The sequence below is a fragment of the Gluconobacter japonicus genome (assembly GCF_002723975.1).
Taxonomy (GTDB): domain Bacteria; phylum Pseudomonadota; class Alphaproteobacteria; order Acetobacterales; family Acetobacteraceae; genus Gluconobacter; species Gluconobacter japonicus.
In genome coordinates this window covers 200,456-215,559 of sequence record NZ_BEWO01000001.1, presented here as the reverse complement: position 1 = coordinate 215,559, position 15,104 = coordinate 200,456, and the positions used below count along the sequence as shown (strand labels likewise).

The window sequence follows — 15,104 nt, the reverse complement described above, 5'->3', positions numbered from 1 at the left end:
CTGGCAACAGTGCGAGAGGCGTTGGGTGACCTTCTGACGGGCAGGGCGGCGGCTGTCTCGGATCATCATGACTGGACACGAATGTGTCGTTCCGTAACACATGGATTGTCACACCCTGCATGTCCGCAGAGGGGGACTTGCACGGAGAGTGTTCATGAAGGGTACCGTCCTCGGTTTTGATAATCTGACAGGTGAAGGTGTGATCCTGAATGATCAGGACGTTCGGTACTCATTTTCGAAAATAAACTGGCGGGACACTCTGGCGCCTGAGAAGGGGCAGCGCGTTGATTTCGAGCCTTGGGGGACAATGGCCAATAACGTGTTTCTGGATGTTCGCGCAGGGCAATTCGCACCCGCAGCGGATATGTCTTTCAAAGAGGCCATTCAGGCTTGTTTCCGTCGGATAACGGATTTTCAGGGGCGCTCCCGCCGGAAGGAATATTGGTACTTCAGGATCTTCGGAATTATCTGTTCCGGCTTGTTTTCCCTGATTTCCGGTGACTTGAGGCACAGCAGCGGGATTAGTGTCGGCCTGCTGGAGATCGTGATTTCCCTTGCGTGGCTTTATCTTTTCGTTGTGGATCTCAGCGTGTCTGTCAGACGGTTGCATGACATCAATCGTTCAGGCTGGTGGACGCTGCTGTACCTTACAGTCATCGGAACAATCCCCCTGCTGATCATGATGTGTTTCGATACCAATCCGCGTATCAACAAATGGGGCTATCCCGCCAAATAGTCTCAACTCCCGCTGGACACATATCCCGCTACCCCCCGCCGCCACCACAGCATCATGAGGGCAAGAAAAACGAAGCCCATAGCGGGGGACAGCAGACCGAACCAGAGCGGCATCCCCAGCGGGTCGGGATGGTTCAGCATCGCGAGGGCCGGGTAGTAGCAAACGGCAGAGAGCGGAAGTGCCCATGTCAGGAAACGCCGCAGCCAGCGGGCGAACATGGTAATCGGGTACTGCCCGGCTTCCACGCCGCCATAGGTCAGCACGTTTACAACCTCCAGCCCTTCTACTGTGATGAAACACAGCGCGGCCTGCCCGATCAGGATACCGAGAAACATCACAGCTCCGCCTGCCACGGCCCAGGGCAGAAGCCAGACTGTATTCCACGACACATGAGGCGAGAGCCAGAAACCTGCCCCCAAAACGAACGCACCTTGCAGAAAACGACCGATCGGCCGGAGGCGCAGTTCATGCCCGAGCAGAAGAACCAGCGTTGAGCGGGGACGCAACAGCAGCCGGTCAAACGAACCGGTCTTGACGTATTCGCTGCCGAACACATCAAAGCCACGACCAAGCGTTTCGGCCACTGAAAAAGAGACGTTCACCAGCCCATAAAGAACGGCGACCGCCCCAATATCCCAGCCCGCAATACTGCCAAAACGGTGGAACAGGCTCCAGATGCCGAAGAAGCTCAGCAGCGTCGTGACGAAATTGCCGACAAGCTGAAGGGCGAAGGTTCCGGGATAGCGAAGCTGTGCCTTGATCGAGGCACCAGCCATCCGGCGATAGAGCGTAAAGGCATTCATGCGCCCTGAACCTCCATTCTCGACACGGTGCGGTTCATCCAGAAACGCCCGATCATGGTCAGGGCCAGCAGCCAGAAACACTGGATTCCCAGAGCGGCCACAACGCCCCCCGGAATGGGCATCCCCATGTAAAGCCGGATCGGAATATCCGAAATACCCGCGAAGGGCTGGAGCAGCAGCAGTTCGCGCGCCCAGTCCGGATAGAGCGGCAGCGGTAGCAACATGCCGGACATCAGAACAGCCAGAGGCGTTCCCACGGCATAGGTGCCAAGAGGCGACAGGGTGCGAGCGGCGATGATGTTCCACCACATCACGATGCTGGCTGAAATGAAGGCCCCCAGCACAAAGGATATCAGTGCCAGAAGGGCGGCTTCAAAAGACGCAGGAGGTGCGAGGCTCCACCCGTTCAGGCCAACGAGTGCGGCCAGCGGGCCCGCCACGACTGCCAGAAGGACAGCGCGCGGAATCGCATTGCCCAAGAGGCGGGCAAGGGAAGCGGAGAGCCACCAGTTCCACAGATCCACCGGGCGCAGCAGATCATAGACAATCGCTCCACTTTTTGCGGCTTCGCCAATCGCGGGGAGGCAGCCAAGCGGGAGTAGCGTGAAAAAAGACTGCTGAATCCAGGTGTAGGTCATGGCCTGACGCAGCGTCATCGGCGCATTTACGTCGGGTGCATGGTGATACACGGCGGCATAGGCCATCAGCGAGATCGCCCCGAACCACATCTGCGCAACCAGCCCCGCCAGAACAGCGAGGCGATACCGCAGCCCAATTTTCCATTGCAGGACGAAAGACGTCACATACGGGCGGATCGTCACGAGGCATGATCCGCGTAGAAGCGTGTGATGATCTCCTCAATCGCCGGGCGGCCGATCCGCAGATCTCCCAGATCCGGGAATGTGGAGAGGTGTGCAACAAGAGCAGGAGCGGGGAGGCGTTGCGGATCGAACGTGATGGTCACGCTGCGTGTTCCGCGCTCGGTTTCTACTGCGCCGTCTGGCAGGAACAACTCCGGCGGAGGGCCCGTGAAATCCGCTTCCAGAATACGCTCGGACAGTGTTGTCGCTTGAAGCGCCTCAAACGGGCTGTCTGCCAGAATACGGCCATGTCCAATGACGATAACCCGGTCGGCCAGCGCCTCAATATCGTGCATGTCATGGGTGGTGAGCAGGACGGTTGTGCCTCGTTCCCGACGGAGATCCCGCACGAAAGCACGCACCGCCAGCTTGGACGGCGCATCCAGCCCGATCGTCGGTTCATCAAGAATGACCACATCCGGATCATGGATCAGCGCGGCAGCGATTTCAGCCCGCATCCGCTGCCCCAGCGACAACTGCCGGACGGACTGGTCCATGATGCCATTCAGATCCAGCGCCTCCGCCAGACGGTCCCGGTTTCGTTTGAACCGCTCCGGCTCCACGCTGTAAATATCGCGCAGGAGCGCCAGCCCTTCCGCAACGGATAGATCCCACCACAACTGTGTCCGCTGGCCGAACACCACGCCAATCCGGGCGACATGGGCAATCCGGTTCTCCCACGGGACCAGATTGCCCACTCGCACAATGCCGGATGTGGGACGCAAAATACCGGATAAAATCTTGATGGCCGTGGATTTCCCTGCTCCGTTCGGACCGATAAACCCGGCAATTTCGCCAGATGGAACCGTGAAGGAGATACCATCCAGGGCCGTGATTTCACGCGTCTTTCCACGCCAGCTTCCGCCATCGCGGACCTGATAAGTCTTGCGGAGGTCTCGAACCTCGATCGCGGTGGCAGTCTTCATGAATGAACGCGGTCCCTGACAGGCAATATCGCCAACAGTTCTGCGGCAGCTTGGCTTCTCCGGCAAGTGGGTGACAGGACTGCGTGTCGTTACCACCTATTACCCACAGTCCTTCTGCATACGGTAAGAAGGAGTCCGTCTTTTGAACCCCGATCGTCAGGATGATCTCATGGCTGGTAAACGTATTCTCATGCTCGCAGGTGATTTCGTTGAAGATTACGAAATCATGGTGCCATTCCAGATGTTGCTGATGGTCGGACACAACGTGGACGTCGTCTCGCCCGGCAAGAAGGCTGGCGAGCAGGTGGCGACGGCCATCCACGATTTCGAAGGCCATCAGACCTACACCGAAAAGCGTGGCCACAATTTCACGCTCAACGCCACCTATGCGGGCACGAAAGCGGAGGATTACGATGCGCTGGTCATTCCGGGTGGTCGTGCGCCTGAACAACTCAGCACCGATGAAAGCGTGCTGGACCTGATCCGGGCCTTCGTGACGGCCGATAAGCCAATTGCTGCCGTCTGTCATGGCCCGCAGCTTCTCGCCGCTGCCAATGTCATTTCCGGGCGCAAGGTTTCTGCCTATCCGGCCTGTCGTGCGGAAATGATCCTTGCAGGCGCAGACTATCAGGCGATTGCGATTGATGGGGCGGTGACGGACGGTAAGCTCGTGACCGCGCCAGCATGGCCAGCGCACCCGGCCTGGATCGGCCAGTTCCTGAAGGTTCTGGGCACGAAGATCGAAGCCTGATTGTTATCCGCAGGGGAAGACCAGCCATGTGTGAACTCTATGTCCGCGCCGACCCGATCTTTTACGAAAGCCGGACGCGCTCCCTGCGGATCCATGGTGTTGTCACCACGATCCGGCTGGAGAACATGTTCTGGGATGTGTTGACGGAAATTGCCGCAGCCGATGGCATGACCGTCAACCAGCTCATCACGAATCTTTCGGATGAAATTCTGGAGCTTCGGGGTGAGCTACCCAACATGGCGTCTTTCCTGCGTGTCAGCTGTCTGCGCTATCTGGACCGGGAGCGTCAGACCCAAAGCGTCCCGGGATCTGTGGCTGTTCAGCCCGTTCCGCTGCGAAAGGTCGGTTAAACCTTAGCATCGCAGCAAAGAGGCATTGGCGGACCGGGGCGCAAAATCGTAGAGAGGGAGCATGACGACTCCTTCTTCTCAGCAGGGCCAGCAGCCCGGCAACAAACCCCTGTCTTCCAGACGCACGGAACACGTCATGGAGCGTGCGTTTTTCGCTGCGCGCTGGATTGCGGCGCCGTTGTATTTCGGTCTGACGATCGGCCTGCTTCTGGTGGCGTTCAAGTTCTTCCAGCAACTCCTTGGGCTGGTCCTGAAAGCCACAGGGCTGGATTTTGATGACGTGTTTGTTGGGGTGCTGGATCTGATCGATCTGGTCCTGCTGGCCAATCTGCTGCTGATCGTCATGTTCTCAGGGTACGAAAACTTCGTCTCCCGTCTCGATATCCGCCAGCATGAGGACTACCCGTCCTGGATCGGGCATGTGACGTTCGGGGACATCAAGATCAAGCTTATGGCGTCCATCGTTGCCATGTCTGCCATCCATGTTCTGGCTGATTTCATTCGTGTGGATGAGACATCCACGCGTGCTCTGGAATGGAGCGTCGGGATTCATCTGGCCTTTGTTGTTTCCGGTGTTCTGATGGCCGTCATGGATCGCATCATGGAAGGCTCGCCGGATACGCATCACGCTGACCCGCAGCCAGAAACCGCCCAGAATAAAGAAAAGCACGACGCATGATCCGCCTGACAGAACTGCGCCTGCCGCTGGAGCACCCGGAAGGTGCACTCCGGGAGGCAGTCCTGACGCGTCTGAACATTCCGTCCGACGCTCTTAAAGATTTCAAGATCGCCCGCCGCGGCTATGACGCCCGCAAGCGCGGCCATATCGTTCTGGTGTACAGCATCGATTGTGACGTTGCGGATGAAGCGGCTGTTCTGACGGCTCATGAGGGCGATCAGCATGTCCGTCCCACGCCGGACACGACCTATCATCTTCCCAAAGCGACCCTGCCAGAAGGGACGCCGCGCCCTGTCGTCGTTGGGGCTGGACCATGCGGAATCATGGCGGCCCTGACACTGGCGCAAGCCGGCCTCAAGCCAATCATCATCGAGCGCGGAAAGGATGTCCGTTCCCGGACGGTGGACACGTTTGCCCTGTGGCGCAAATCGGTTCTGACGCCCGAAAGCAACGTGCAGTTCGGTGAAGGTGGGGCAGGAACGTTCTCAGACGGTAAGCTCTATTCCGGTGTGTCCGATCCGCGGAATCTTGGACGTCGCGTTATCGAGGAGTTCGTTCGGGCTGGTGCGCCGGAAGAAATCCTCTATGTGTCCAAGCCCCATATCGGCACGTTTCGTCTCGTCTCGATGGTTATGTTCATTCGTGAAGAAATCGAGCGTCTGGGCGGGGAATACCGCTTCGAAACCCGTGTCGAGGGTTTTGAGATGGAAGGCGAGGGCACGGAGCGTCGTCTGCGCGGGCTTCACCTTTCAACGGGAGAAATTCTTCCAGCCGAGCGCGTCATTCTCGCAGTTGGACACTCAGCACGCGATACGTTCGAAATGCTGCGGCAGGCCGATGTCGCCATGGATGCCAAGCCGTTCTCCATTGGGGTTCGGATTGAGCATCCACAGTCCGTCATTGATACCGCCCGCTTTGGTTCCGATGCGGGGAATGAGATCCTTGGTGCCGCGGATTACAAGCTGGTGCATCATGCCTCCAACGGGCGCTCGGTTTATTCGTTCTGCATGTGCCCCGGTGGGCAGGTTGTCGCGGCAACGTCTGAAATCGGACAGGTCGTGACCAATGGCATGAGCCAGTATTCTCGCGCCGAGCGGAATGCGAACAGCGGCATTGTCGTGGAAGTCACGCCTGAAAAGGACTTCCCGGATGATGTTCTGGGTGGCGTCGCATTTCAGCGGAAATGGGAAAAGGCAGCTTTTGTGGCAGGTGGCAGCGATTATCGCGCTCCTGCTCAGCGGGTTGGCGATTTTCTGGCGGGTCGGCCCTCCACAACGCTGGGCGATGTGGTGCCGTCCTATCAGCCGGGCGTGACCCCAACCGATCTGACGCTGTGTCTGCCAGATTTCGTCTGCGAGGCTATTCGTGAAGCCTTGCCGCGTTTCGAGCGCAAGCTGAAGGGCTTCTCGATGGAAGACGCGGTCATGACGGGTGTTGAAACCCGCACGTCGTCTCCCATCCGCCTTCAGCGAGACAGGGACGGACAAAGCCCGACCCTGCGGGGTCTGTTCCCGGCCGGCGAGGGCGCGGGTTATGCTGGCGGTATCCTATCCGCCGGAATTGATGGCATCCGCACAGCGGAGTGGCTTGCAGCGTCTCTTTAAGACGCTGCTTCCTCGTCACCTTCCATGGTTTCGCCTGGAAGGTTTTTCGGTTGAAGCAGAGCGATACCCGCTGTCACGGCACTTGATCCCACCACAAATGCTTCAGCCGTCAGAGGCAGGGTAACCGGCGTCCGTCCGATGCCCGGAATGATCCATCCGGCAATGCCTTGCCCGATGGAGCCAAGAGCATAACCCAGGCCCATCCCGAAGCTGCGTGTTTCAGACGGAAAGCACTTGGCCAGATAATGCGGCACGAGTGCGAAAATCCCGGAAGCAGCAGCACCCATGATGAAAGCAGCCGTCAGCAGCATATTCCATGACGGAGCACTCAGGAACGGCCAGATTGTCAGTACGACAATGGCAATCGCACCCAGCATGACTTTCAAATCACCGAAGCGTTCCGCCAGCCACCCGCAGAGGATTTTTCCGCTGAAAGACCCGATGCAGTAAAGTGTGATCGGGATGAAAACGTCCTGCGGTGTCAGATGATGCGACCCGCGAAGGATGGTGGGATAAAATGTATAAATGGCCGCTTTTTGGAACTCCAGAAAGCCCATGAAGGCAATGGCCTGAATGGCCGCGCCATCCAGACGGAACTGGACCTTTGGTACAGGCTGCGTTGGTGTTCGGGCCTGCCCTGCTGCCCGCTCTGCACGATTGCGAAGCCAGACCGGACTTTCTTTCACGCCGAGACGAATGAAGATCGCCAGAAGGGCCGGGGCCAGACCGATGAAAAACAGCATTCGCCAGCCGTAATGTGGCAGGATCAACGCCTGCGCGCCGGCAGCAGCAAAATAGCCGACTTCATAGCCGGACATCATGAGCGCGGACGCCATGGGGCGCGTCCATGCTGGAACGCTTTCCATCAGAAGGGCCGCGGAGGCTGTCCACTCGCCACCAAAGCCGATCCCAAACAGGAATTGCACGATGCCAAGCATTAGCAATCCATGAGACAGGCCCGTCATGGCGGAAAATACGCCAAACCAGACGACACCCAGCATGAATGCCAGACGGCGCCCGTAGCGATCCGCCAGCCAGCCCCAGCTTGTATTGCCAATGGCGCGGCCAATGGATTGGGCCGTCAGAATCATGCCCAGAGCGCTGATGGAGCACCCGAATTCATGGGCGATATCGGGGAGCGTGAACATCAGGGATGTCTGGTCGAAGGCGTCCAGAAACCATCCCAGGAAAGAGGCGAAAGTAACCTGCCAATAGGGGAGGAGGGCCTTGAGAGAACTGCGGGAAGACGTGTTCGGGGCGGAGCGGGAAGAGGCGTCCGTCATCAACAATGTCCTGACAGGCAGATTGAACCTGCACGCTTGATGGAAGTGGCACGGAAAATCCGCAGGGATAAATCAGTAGCAGATTCGTCCTGATTGGGCGAACGAAGAATGAGCCCCTACAGTTTCAGCAGGATTCACTGAAATCACACGGCAAAGTGAGGAGAAAACGCAGGCTGTTAAGGGAAAATTAGGGGTCTGGCGTCATTTTCCTGTCTGGATAGAACAGGAGATGTCCGAATTGGATGACATGGGACAGGAGGTCAGTTACGGGACGGCGGCGCCTCGTGCTCTGGAAGGGGCAAAAGAAACCGGTAGGAGCGGACTGCAAAGCCGTAGCCCTGTAGGGGCTGTCCCTCCGCTAAGTGCAGGAATGTTTGCTACGACCTTGGGCAGTCGCCGGGCTCGTCAAAAAAGTGCGCTGCCTCCGTTAAGGTGGCTTCCCAGACTTGCCAGCGCGCGTGGGGGAATGGAAAAGCTTATTGGCGCGCAGGTGGACATGAGCCAGTTGTGGCTGGCTATTCCCCGAAGGACAGTGCGTCGCAGTCGTCGAAAGTCACTGGATCAGCAGCAGCGGGAGTTCGACCTTGAACTCCTTCAGACCGCTTGTGCCCAGGCCGCGACATGGCCCGACGACATGCGACTGATGGTCTCTCTTGAAGACGATCAGGCGCCGGATGTTGCTTTCAACAAGCGGTTGAATGACGTTCTGGACCAGACCGGTTTCCCTGTTTCCCGTCTGGATCTGGTTTTTCAGGAAAGCGGTATTGCCCAGAGCGAGCGAGAAGTATGCTGTACGCTTGCGTCACTTCGGGACCGAGGGGTGCAGATCTTTACCAATGGCTTCGGGATTGCCCCTTCCAGCCTGACACTCCTGCGAGACCGGGCCATCAGTGGCCTTTTGGATGGGGTGCAGTTCGATACGTCTGTTCTGTCAGCGTCCACGCTCTCATGGTCTCTGAAGGGAGATGTACCGGAACTGGACGAGGGAGCTGTAGCATTCTTCCGGGCTGCGCTTGACGCAGTAAGAACCCTTGACCTGCATGTTCGCGCCACAGGCGTCGATACACCAGCACAACTGGATTTCGTGCAGAAAAACGGTTGTGTAGAGGCCTCAGGTCTGGCTCTTCTACCCGCAGAAACGACGGCGCAGATTGCAGAGCGTTTTGCCGGAACAGAAGGGCGTACACGCCGCCGCCGGATGAGTCGGACGGCAGAGGGGTTATGACGGGTAATGTCAGCAGGATGTCTTACCCTGCTGACATGAAGTGCACTTGCGTCAGATTTTGCACTGATACTGAAACAGACGTTCAGGGTCGACTCGCAGGAGATTGCCCAGCATGGGAAGAACTTCCGTCAGGGCATCTTCAATTGCTTCAAGCGACTGGCCGGTCTGGTCAGCAATGTACTTCAGGTGCTTCTCGCCCATCAGGACTTCAACTTCCTGCGGTGTGAGGGGATTGGCTTCAGTGTTGTGGATTTCACTGACTCGTGTCGCCAGATGACAGTCATCACGCATCAAGCGGATGGTGACTTCCGTTAGGCCCGACCTGTCCATACTGGCATTGCTGAGCCAGTCGCCGAAGCGAACGAACAGGGAGGTTTCTTTTTCGCCTTTGGTTTTAACGGTGGTGGTCATGACCTGTACTCCTCAGCAAGGGAGGGACTGGCCGCATCCGGGGGGAATCGGCCCTGCACTGACAACGCATGAAGTCTGGTTTGGTCGCGAGGGACGAAAACACCTTCGCGTGATGTTTCCGCCCTTTTTGCGTCAGTCCAGAGGACCGCTTTCGACCAGAACAATTTCGGCATCTTCTTTGGCCGTAATAACAATGCGTTCTACATCGGTCAGGGCTGCGCCATCTCGTGTTTCAACGGTCTGACCGTCAATCTCCAGACTGCCGGTTGCTGGCACAAGATAAGAAAAATTCTCCCGCCGCGTCTCGAACGTCACTGTTTCGCCTGCTTTCAGAGTAGCACCAAGGACGCGGGCTTCGGCCCGGATCGGTAGCGCATCGTCATCTTCGAAACCGGATGCGAGCGTGACGAACCGTCCATTACGTGCGTCTTTCGGGAAAGGCCTTGTTCCCCAGCCTGGCGTTCCTCCTGGTTCATTGGGGATGATCCAGATCTGGAACAGTGTGGTGTTCTCGGTTTCCTTGTTGAACTCCGCATGGGTGATCCCGCTGCCTGCGGACATGACCTGAACATCGCCAGCTTCTGTGCGCCCTTTGTTTCCCAAGCTGTCCTCGTGGGAAATAGCGCCCGTGCGGACATAGGTGATGATTTCCATGTCCTTGTGAGGATGGGCACCAAAGCCGGTGCCACCCTCGATCCGGTCGTCGTTCCATACGCGCAGGCGCCCCCAGTGCATGCGGTGACGATCCATGTAGCCAGCGAATGAGAAGTGGTGCCGGGCGTCCAGCCAGCCATGGTTGGCATGTCCAAGCGAAGAAAAGGGTCTGATGTCGAGCATGATGTGCTCCTGTTGGTTTGTTCTGACTTCCAACATGGGGCTCGGATAAGGTAAAGAAAATGGAACTGATGGAAATATAAAGTTTCCAAAAACGGCATAAAAGGCTTCTGATGCTGCCTGATCTTGAAGGCTGGGCTGTTTTCGCCCGTGTTGCGGAAAGCGGTTCGTTTGCGTCCGCTGCCCGATCACTAGGGCTGTCCGCTCCAACTGTCTCCAAAGTCATTGCCCGGCTGGAGCATCGCCTGAAAACAACGCTCTTTCAGCGGAGCGCACGCCACCTCTCCCTTACGGCAGCGGGTGTCGCCTGTCTGGAGCGAGCAAGACGAATGCTGTCGGATGGAGAATGGCTGGAGGCCGAATTGCGGGAAGGATCAGTCAGACCCCGTGGGACAATCCGGCTGGCAGTTCCAATGGGGTTCGGATTGGATATTCTGGGGCCGGTGCTGCCTGCCTTTCTGGAAAAATATCCGGATATTTCGATGGAAATTGATCTGGATGACCGGACCGTAGATCTGCTCGGTGGACGGTTTGAAGCGGCAATTCGGATTACGCCGGGTGAATTGCCGCCCGCGTCAAGTGGTGGGGCGCATCTCCTGTGTCGATCCATGGTGAGGTTCGTGTGTTCACCGGAACTAAAGGCGAGTCTTGGCCCTCTGGAGACTCCGGAAGATCTCTCTGGCAAATCTGGTCTGCTGTACGCGAATACCGACCTGCCGGATCTGTTGAGACTGACTCATCACGATGGGAAACAGGTATCCGTTCGACTGCGCGGCAGGATGACCGTCAATAATGGTGACATGCTGCTTCCGGCACTGAGAAACGGCACAGGACTGGCACTTTTGCCAGATTTCATGCTGCGAAAAGATCTTGAGGCAGGCCGACTGGTCGAAGTTTTGCCAGGATGGCAAGGCAATGTCCTGTCGGTTTGGTTCATGGTTGTTGGGTGTGGTGCGACACGCCTACAGATGCCAGCCAGACTGCGTGTTCTCTTGGCTTACCTGGAGCAGACACTTGGCGGAAAGATGTCACAGGATTACAGTGCCGCGCAGGAGAAAACGCGATGAATTATGATGCGATGTTCCAGTCCGCCCTGGACGGTCTGCGTGCTGATGGCAGCTACCGTTACTTTGCGGAACTTGAACGCCGGTCCGGCAATTTTCCGAAAGCCTACCATCATGGGCTCGGTCGTGATGTCACAGTGTGGTGTTCCAACGATTATCTCGGCATGGGGCAGCATCCGGAAGTTCTCAAGGCGATGCATGATGCCCTTGATGAGACGGGCGCAGGCGCAGGCGGAACGCGCAACATTTCCGGCACAAACCACTATCATGTGGAACTGGAAAAAGAGCTAGCATCCCTGCACGGCAAGGAAAGTGCACTGCTGTTCAACTCGGGCTACCTGTCCAACTGGGTGACCCTCGGGACGATTGCGGGCCGTTTGCGGAACTGTGTGGTTCTGTCGGATGAACTGAACCATGCCTCCATGATTGAAGGCATCCGCCATTCCCGTGCTGAAAAGCAGATTTTCCGTCACAACGATGTTGAAGATCTGGAGCGTCGTCTGAAGGAGCTCCCGGCGGATGTTCCGAAGATCATCGCGTTCGAGTCCGTCTATTCCATGGATGGCGACATTGCTCCGATCGAGGCCTTCTGTGATCTGGCCGATAAGTATGGCGCCATGATCTATCTCGATGAGGTCCATGCCGTGGGCATGTATGGCGATCACGGTGCGGGCGTGGCTGAAAAGCTGGGCCTGTCCCATCGTCTGACGGTCATCGAAGGGACGCTTGGCAAGGGGTATGGCGTTGTGGGTGGCTACATTGCAGCCTCCGCGCCACTTTGCGATTTTGTGCGTTCCTTCGGCTCAGGCTTCATTTTCTCCACGGCGCTGCCGCCAATGATTGCGGCGGGTGCTCTGGCGAGCGTGCGGTATCTCAAGCGCAGCAGTGCCGAGCGTGAGGGGCAGCAGCGCGCCGTGGCCTATCTGCGTGCGGCGCTCGACAAGGCTGGCATCCCGCATGTTGGTAATCCGAGCCATATCGTGCCGATTATGGTAGGCGAGGCCGAACTTTGCCGCGACCTGTCAGACGAGTTGCTGAACCGGTTTGGCCATTACATCCAGCCGATCAACTTCCCGACCGTACCGCGCGGAACAGAGCGTCTGCGTCTGACGCCGACGCCGCTTCACACCAATGAAGCCATTGATGAACTGGTCGAAGCCGTCTCCACGCTGTGGCGTGAGCGTCAGCTTAAGCGCTCTGTCGCTGCGTAAGCGGGCGATTCAGCCTAAAAGAAAAAAGGCAGCCACATCGGGCTGCCTTTTTTGTGCATGGGGTCAGGCCTGAACGTAAACCCAGGCTGTCCGGCCGGAGCGCAATGTGACTTCGACCCGTTTGTAGTCTGATACTTCATAGGCATCCGCGGCCCGCAGTTCTGCTTCCGTAATGCGGAAGACTTTCCCCGCAACCTCATCCGATGGGTTCTTGCTGGGAATGACGACAGGGTGAAAACGCTTTCCACTTGCACGCAGGACGTCAGGGTCCGTGATTTCCACCATGGCAGTCGTATGGCCAGTCATGGCGTCCTCTTCTCCGTCCAGAAGGCGGCCGAATGAAGAAAGCTGGACCTCGTCCTGCTGGAGTGTGCCGTAAGAGAACAGGAGGACTGAGGCGGGTTCGGTCATGAGAAAGTTTCCAGTCATCAGGGATCAGATGCGCTTGTAGCCCTGCCAGAGGGCTGTGACGGGCTGGCCGTCTGCCTGTGGGGTCAGAGTGATGTAGAGGCCATCGATCTGTTCCAGAGGAAGGCAGTCATCGACTTCCATGAAATTGTCCCGATGCTGATGATCGTATCCAACCAGAAGACAGGTCTTGGCTTTGGCCTTTGCTTCCGCTTCGGAACTGGCAACCAGAAAGGTGAAGGCGTGTTCTTCCTTCAGTTCACCCGGCGCATAACCGCCCATATTGATGAAATAGAGGGTTTTGTCTGAGGTGGGCTTGGTTGTGCTGAGTGTTACGGCATAGCCGTCCGCCCAGGACACTTCACCATAAGCGTCGACATGCAGGGAGTTCCGGATGCCAAACCAGCGTTCACCAAGGGATGGGTATGCATCTTCCGGTTTTTCAGCGACGGCGAACTGAACGTCATGGACTTCGATATTCGCACCGGGGGCGCTTCCGCCCAGATAGAACACATACAGTTTCACGAGCCCGTCTCCTTGGTTCCAAAACGTCATATCAGCTTTGTGCCGTAAAGCTGAAGTCAGTCGGTCAGAGCTTTGAAAAGGATCTTTCCCATGGTGTCCGTGCTTAGAGTTGCTGCCCTTCTTGCTGTCCTTGTTCCTTTGGGAACTGCGTCTGCGCGGGATTATCAGACGCAGGACAGTTGTGACGGCTTCCCGAAGGTCTTTCTGAAGACGCGGCCCGGTCTTTGTGTGGGGCTGGTGGCCAGTCGTCTGGGGTTTGCTCGCGGGGTGGCAGTTATCGGCCATGATGTGTTCGTTCTGGATATGGGCGGTTGGCGAAAAGGCCAAGGCAGGTTGCTGCGACTAAAGCAGGACGGCCATGCCCCTCCAGAGGTACTGCTGTCAGGGTTGGATGAGCCTAGCGCGTTGGTCTCTGGACCGGATGGTGTCCTCTATATGGGCGTTGCGGGAAAGGTTGTTCGTGTGGACCTGTCCGGGACGAAACCCCAAATGCGGGATGTTGTCACAGGCCTCCCTGAAACGGGGAGGCATCCTCTGACAGCGCTGGCCTTTGCGCCAGACGGGCAGCTTTACATCAATATCGGATCGGCAACCGATCATTGTGAAACGCCGGGCGGCGATGCGCCTGGCGCGCAGAAAGCCTGCCCTGAAACAGCACAAAATCCGCCGCGTGCAAGCATTATGAGCGTTCGTCCGGGACCAAATCCAGTCGTCTGGAAAGACACAAAACTGGTCGCGACGGGTCTGCGCAATAGCATGGGCCTGGCAGTGCTGCCGAATGGAACGCTGGTTGCGGCTGTTAACGCACGGGACGCTATCAACAAGGCCGATCCCGCTCTGTCTGATGCGGCATTGCCTCACGACACCTATGACGTGATCCGTCCGGGGGCGAATTATGGCTGGCCCTATTGCTTTGAGGACAATCAGCCCAGCCCGGAATACCCGCATTATGCCTGTGCAGGCATGGAAAAGCCTGCCTTGCTGCTTCCGGCTCATGCCGCTCCACTTGGGTTGCTGGCTTATCAGGGCGACGCGCTTTCAGACCTGCAAGGGCAACTTGTGCTGCCATATCATGGGTATCGGAAGACCGGTCATCGGATCATGACCCTGAAAATCAGCCCGAGTGGGGAGCCTGTAGGTGTGCCTGAACCGCTGGTCTGGGGCTGGGAGGGGCGTACTTCACTCTCCCCTGCGGGGGCTCCGGTCTTCATTGCGGAAATGGCAGATGGCAGTCTGCTGGTGTCTGAAGATCACAACGGCACACTTCTGCGGATCGCGAAAAGTGATCCTCACGGGGAAACGCATTGACAGCATGACACCAATGCGATGAGTGTTGCCCTCACCAGGGGGAGCTTCGCCACAAGAAGCTGAGAGGTCACTGAAGGACTGAGAAGTCTGCGGTGTGACGACCCTGCCGGGCGCATCCTGCGTTCG

Annotated in this window: 17 protein-coding genes; 9 read left to right on the top strand and 8 right to left on the bottom strand. The window is 57.6% G+C overall.

The window, feature by feature from the left end; genetic code table 11:
• Window positions 1–154 precede the first annotated feature (154 nt).
• Window positions 155–736 carry a DUF805 domain-containing protein gene (locus GJA01_RS01045; RefSeq protein WP_062505304.1) on the top strand — a complete coding sequence of 194 codons (582 nt, stop codon included), beginning with the start codon at window positions 155–157 and terminating at the stop codon, window positions 734–736.
• 2 nt (window positions 737–738) lie between these two features.
• On the opposite strand, the gene GJA01_RS01040 is transcribed toward GJA01_RS01045, so the two are convergent.
• Genes GJA01_RS01040 through GJA01_RS01030 form a run of 3 tightly spaced genes read right to left on the bottom strand, consistent with a single transcriptional unit; the run spans window position 739 to window position 3,325 of the window.
• Entirely contained in the window at window positions 739–1,539 is an 801-nt protein-coding gene (locus GJA01_RS01040; protein ID WP_010500963.1) for an ABC transporter permease, read from the bottom strand.
• Entirely contained in the window at window positions 1,536–2,360 is an 825-nt protein-coding gene (locus GJA01_RS01035) for an ABC transporter permease (RefSeq protein ID WP_062505307.1), read from the bottom strand. The genes GJA01_RS01040 and GJA01_RS01035 overlap by 4 nt, the downstream gene beginning before the upstream one ends.
• The gene (locus GJA01_RS01030) at window positions 2,357–3,325 is read right to left on the bottom strand and encodes an ABC transporter ATP-binding protein (RefSeq protein WP_062505309.1); all 969 of its coding nucleotides are present in this window, start codon (window positions 3,323–3,325) and stop codon (window positions 2,357–2,359) included. The genes GJA01_RS01035 and GJA01_RS01030 overlap by 4 nt, the downstream gene beginning before the upstream one ends.
• A gap of 169 nt (window positions 3,326–3,494) precedes the next feature.
• Here GJA01_RS01030 and GJA01_RS01025 point away from each other — a divergent pair, with 169 nt between their 5' ends.
• The 4 genes from GJA01_RS01025 (at window position 3,495) to GJA01_RS01010 (ending at window position 6,709) form a co-directional block, all read left to right on the top strand.
• Window positions 3,495–4,076: a DJ-1/PfpI family protein gene (locus GJA01_RS01025; RefSeq protein ID WP_062505311.1), complete on the top strand. Its 582-nt coding sequence runs from the start codon at window positions 3,495–3,497 to the stop codon at window positions 4,074–4,076.
• Between the two features lie 26 nt (window positions 4,077–4,102).
• The gene (locus GJA01_RS01020) at window positions 4,103–4,426 is read left to right on the top strand and encodes a ribbon-helix-helix domain-containing protein (RefSeq protein WP_010500970.1); all 324 of its coding nucleotides are present in this window, start codon (window positions 4,103–4,105) and stop codon (window positions 4,424–4,426) included.
• A 61-nt stretch (window positions 4,427–4,487) separates the two neighbouring features.
• Window positions 4,488–5,105 (top strand): TIGR00645 family protein, encoded by a 618-nt coding sequence (locus tag GJA01_RS01015; protein WP_062505312.1) that lies wholly within the window; start codon window positions 4,488–4,490, stop codon window positions 5,103–5,105.
• Complete coding sequence (locus GJA01_RS01010) at window positions 5,102–6,709, top strand: NAD(P)/FAD-dependent oxidoreductase (RefSeq protein WP_062505314.1); 1,608 nt, start codon at window positions 5,102–5,104, stop codon at window positions 6,707–6,709. Before GJA01_RS01015 ends, GJA01_RS01010 begins: the two co-directional genes overlap by 4 nt.
• Here GJA01_RS01010 and GJA01_RS01005 read toward each other — a convergent pair.
• Window positions 6,706–7,992, bottom strand: a complete 1,287-nt coding sequence (locus GJA01_RS01005) for an MFS transporter (RefSeq protein WP_062505316.1) — start codon at window positions 7,990–7,992, stop codon at window positions 6,706–6,708. The genes GJA01_RS01010 and GJA01_RS01005 overlap by 4 nt on opposite strands.
• Window positions 7,993–8,221: 229 nt before the next feature.
• Between GJA01_RS01005 and GJA01_RS01000 the strand changes: the two genes are divergently transcribed.
• Window positions 8,222–9,217, top strand: coding sequence for an EAL domain-containing protein (locus tag GJA01_RS01000; RefSeq protein WP_062505318.1), 996 nt, complete (start codon window positions 8,222–8,224; stop codon window positions 9,215–9,217).
• Between the two features lie 51 nt (window positions 9,218–9,268).
• Here the strand turns inward: GJA01_RS01000 and GJA01_RS00995 are convergent, their stop codons facing one another.
• Together GJA01_RS00995 and GJA01_RS00990 are read right to left on the bottom strand one after the other, a co-directional pair.
• On the bottom strand, window positions 9,269–9,628 hold the full coding sequence (locus GJA01_RS00995; RefSeq protein ID WP_010500982.1) for a YidB family protein: 360 nt from the start codon (window positions 9,626–9,628) through the stop codon (window positions 9,269–9,271).
• 132 nt (window positions 9,629–9,760) lie between these two features.
• On the bottom strand, window positions 9,761–10,465 hold the full coding sequence (locus GJA01_RS00990) for a pirin family protein (RefSeq protein ID WP_010500984.1): 705 nt from the start codon (window positions 10,463–10,465) through the stop codon (window positions 9,761–9,763).
• A gap of 110 nt (window positions 10,466–10,575) precedes the next feature.
• On the opposite strand from GJA01_RS00990, the gene GJA01_RS00985 reads away from it, so the two are divergent.
• The gene (locus tag GJA01_RS00985) at window positions 10,576–11,529 is read left to right on the top strand and encodes a LysR family transcriptional regulator (protein WP_062505320.1); all 954 of its coding nucleotides are present in this window, start codon (window positions 10,576–10,578) and stop codon (window positions 11,527–11,529) included.
• Window positions 11,526–12,737: a 5-aminolevulinate synthase gene (gene hemA, locus GJA01_RS00980; RefSeq protein WP_062505322.1), complete on the top strand. Its 1,212-nt coding sequence runs from the start codon at window positions 11,526–11,528 to the stop codon at window positions 12,735–12,737. The genes GJA01_RS00985 and hemA overlap by 4 nt, the downstream gene beginning before the upstream one ends.
• A 63-nt stretch (window positions 12,738–12,800) precedes the next feature.
• On the opposite strand, the gene GJA01_RS00975 is transcribed toward hemA, so the two are convergent.
• Window positions 12,801–13,148 (bottom strand): gamma-glutamylcyclotransferase family protein, encoded by a 348-nt coding sequence (locus GJA01_RS00975; RefSeq protein WP_062505462.1) that lies wholly within the window; start codon window positions 13,146–13,148, stop codon window positions 12,801–12,803.
• Window positions 13,149–13,172: 24 nt separating this feature from the next.
• A complete protein-coding gene (locus GJA01_RS00970; protein ID WP_082785315.1) occupies window positions 13,173–13,700 on the bottom strand; it encodes a DUF1543 domain-containing protein in 528 nt (175 codons plus the stop codon).
• A 60-nt stretch (window positions 13,701–13,760) separates the two neighbouring features.
• On the opposite strand from GJA01_RS00970, the gene GJA01_RS00965 reads away from it, so the two are divergent.
• Window positions 13,761–14,978, top strand: a complete 1,218-nt coding sequence (locus GJA01_RS00965; RefSeq protein ID WP_062505324.1) for a PQQ-dependent sugar dehydrogenase — start codon at window positions 13,761–13,763, stop codon at window positions 14,976–14,978.
• Window positions 14,979–15,104: the final 126 nt, after the last annotated feature.

Coding starts and splice junctions, on each gene's coding strand:
- GJA01_RS01045 (WP_062505304.1), top strand. CDS start 155: ATGAAGGGTACCGTCCTCGGTTTTGATAATCTGACAGGTGAAGGTGTG.
- GJA01_RS01040 (WP_010500963.1), bottom strand. CDS start 1,539: ATGAATGCCTTTACGCTCTATCGCCGGATGGCTGGTGCCTCGATCAAG.
- GJA01_RS01030 (WP_062505309.1), bottom strand. CDS start 3,325: ATGAAGACTGCCACCGCGATCGAGGTTCGAGACCTCCGCAAGACTTAT.
- GJA01_RS01025 (WP_062505311.1), top strand. CDS start 3,495: ATGGCTGGTAAACGTATTCTCATGCTCGCAGGTGATTTCGTTGAAGAT.
- GJA01_RS01020 (WP_010500970.1), top strand. CDS start 4,103: ATGTGTGAACTCTATGTCCGCGCCGACCCGATCTTTTACGAAAGCCGG.
- GJA01_RS01015 (WP_062505312.1), top strand. CDS start 4,488: ATGACGACTCCTTCTTCTCAGCAGGGCCAGCAGCCCGGCAACAAACCC.
- GJA01_RS01010 (WP_062505314.1), top strand. CDS start 5,102: ATGATCCGCCTGACAGAACTGCGCCTGCCGCTGGAGCACCCGGAAGGT.
- GJA01_RS01005 (WP_062505316.1), bottom strand. CDS start 7,992: ATGACGGACGCCTCTTCCCGCTCCGCCCCGAACACGTCTTCCCGCAGT.
- GJA01_RS01000 (WP_062505318.1), top strand. CDS start 8,222: ATGTCCGAATTGGATGACATGGGACAGGAGGTCAGTTACGGGACGGCG.
- GJA01_RS00995 (WP_010500982.1), bottom strand. CDS start 9,628: ATGACCACCACCGTTAAAACCAAAGGCGAAAAAGAAACCTCCCTGTTC.
- GJA01_RS00990 (WP_010500984.1), bottom strand. CDS start 10,465: ATGCTCGACATCAGACCCTTTTCTTCGCTTGGACATGCCAACCATGGC.
- GJA01_RS00985 (WP_062505320.1), top strand. CDS start 10,576: ATGCTGCCTGATCTTGAAGGCTGGGCTGTTTTCGCCCGTGTTGCGGAA.
- hemA (WP_062505322.1), top strand. CDS start 11,526: ATGAATTATGATGCGATGTTCCAGTCCGCCCTGGACGGTCTGCGTGCT.
- GJA01_RS00975 (WP_062505462.1), bottom strand. CDS start 13,148: ATGACCGAACCCGCCTCAGTCCTCCTGTTCTCTTACGGCACACTCCAG.
- GJA01_RS00970 (WP_082785315.1), bottom strand. CDS start 13,700: ATGACGTTTTGGAACCAAGGAGACGGGCTCGTGAAACTGTATGTGTTC.
- GJA01_RS00965 (WP_062505324.1), top strand. CDS start 13,761: ATGGTGTCCGTGCTTAGAGTTGCTGCCCTTCTTGCTGTCCTTGTTCCT.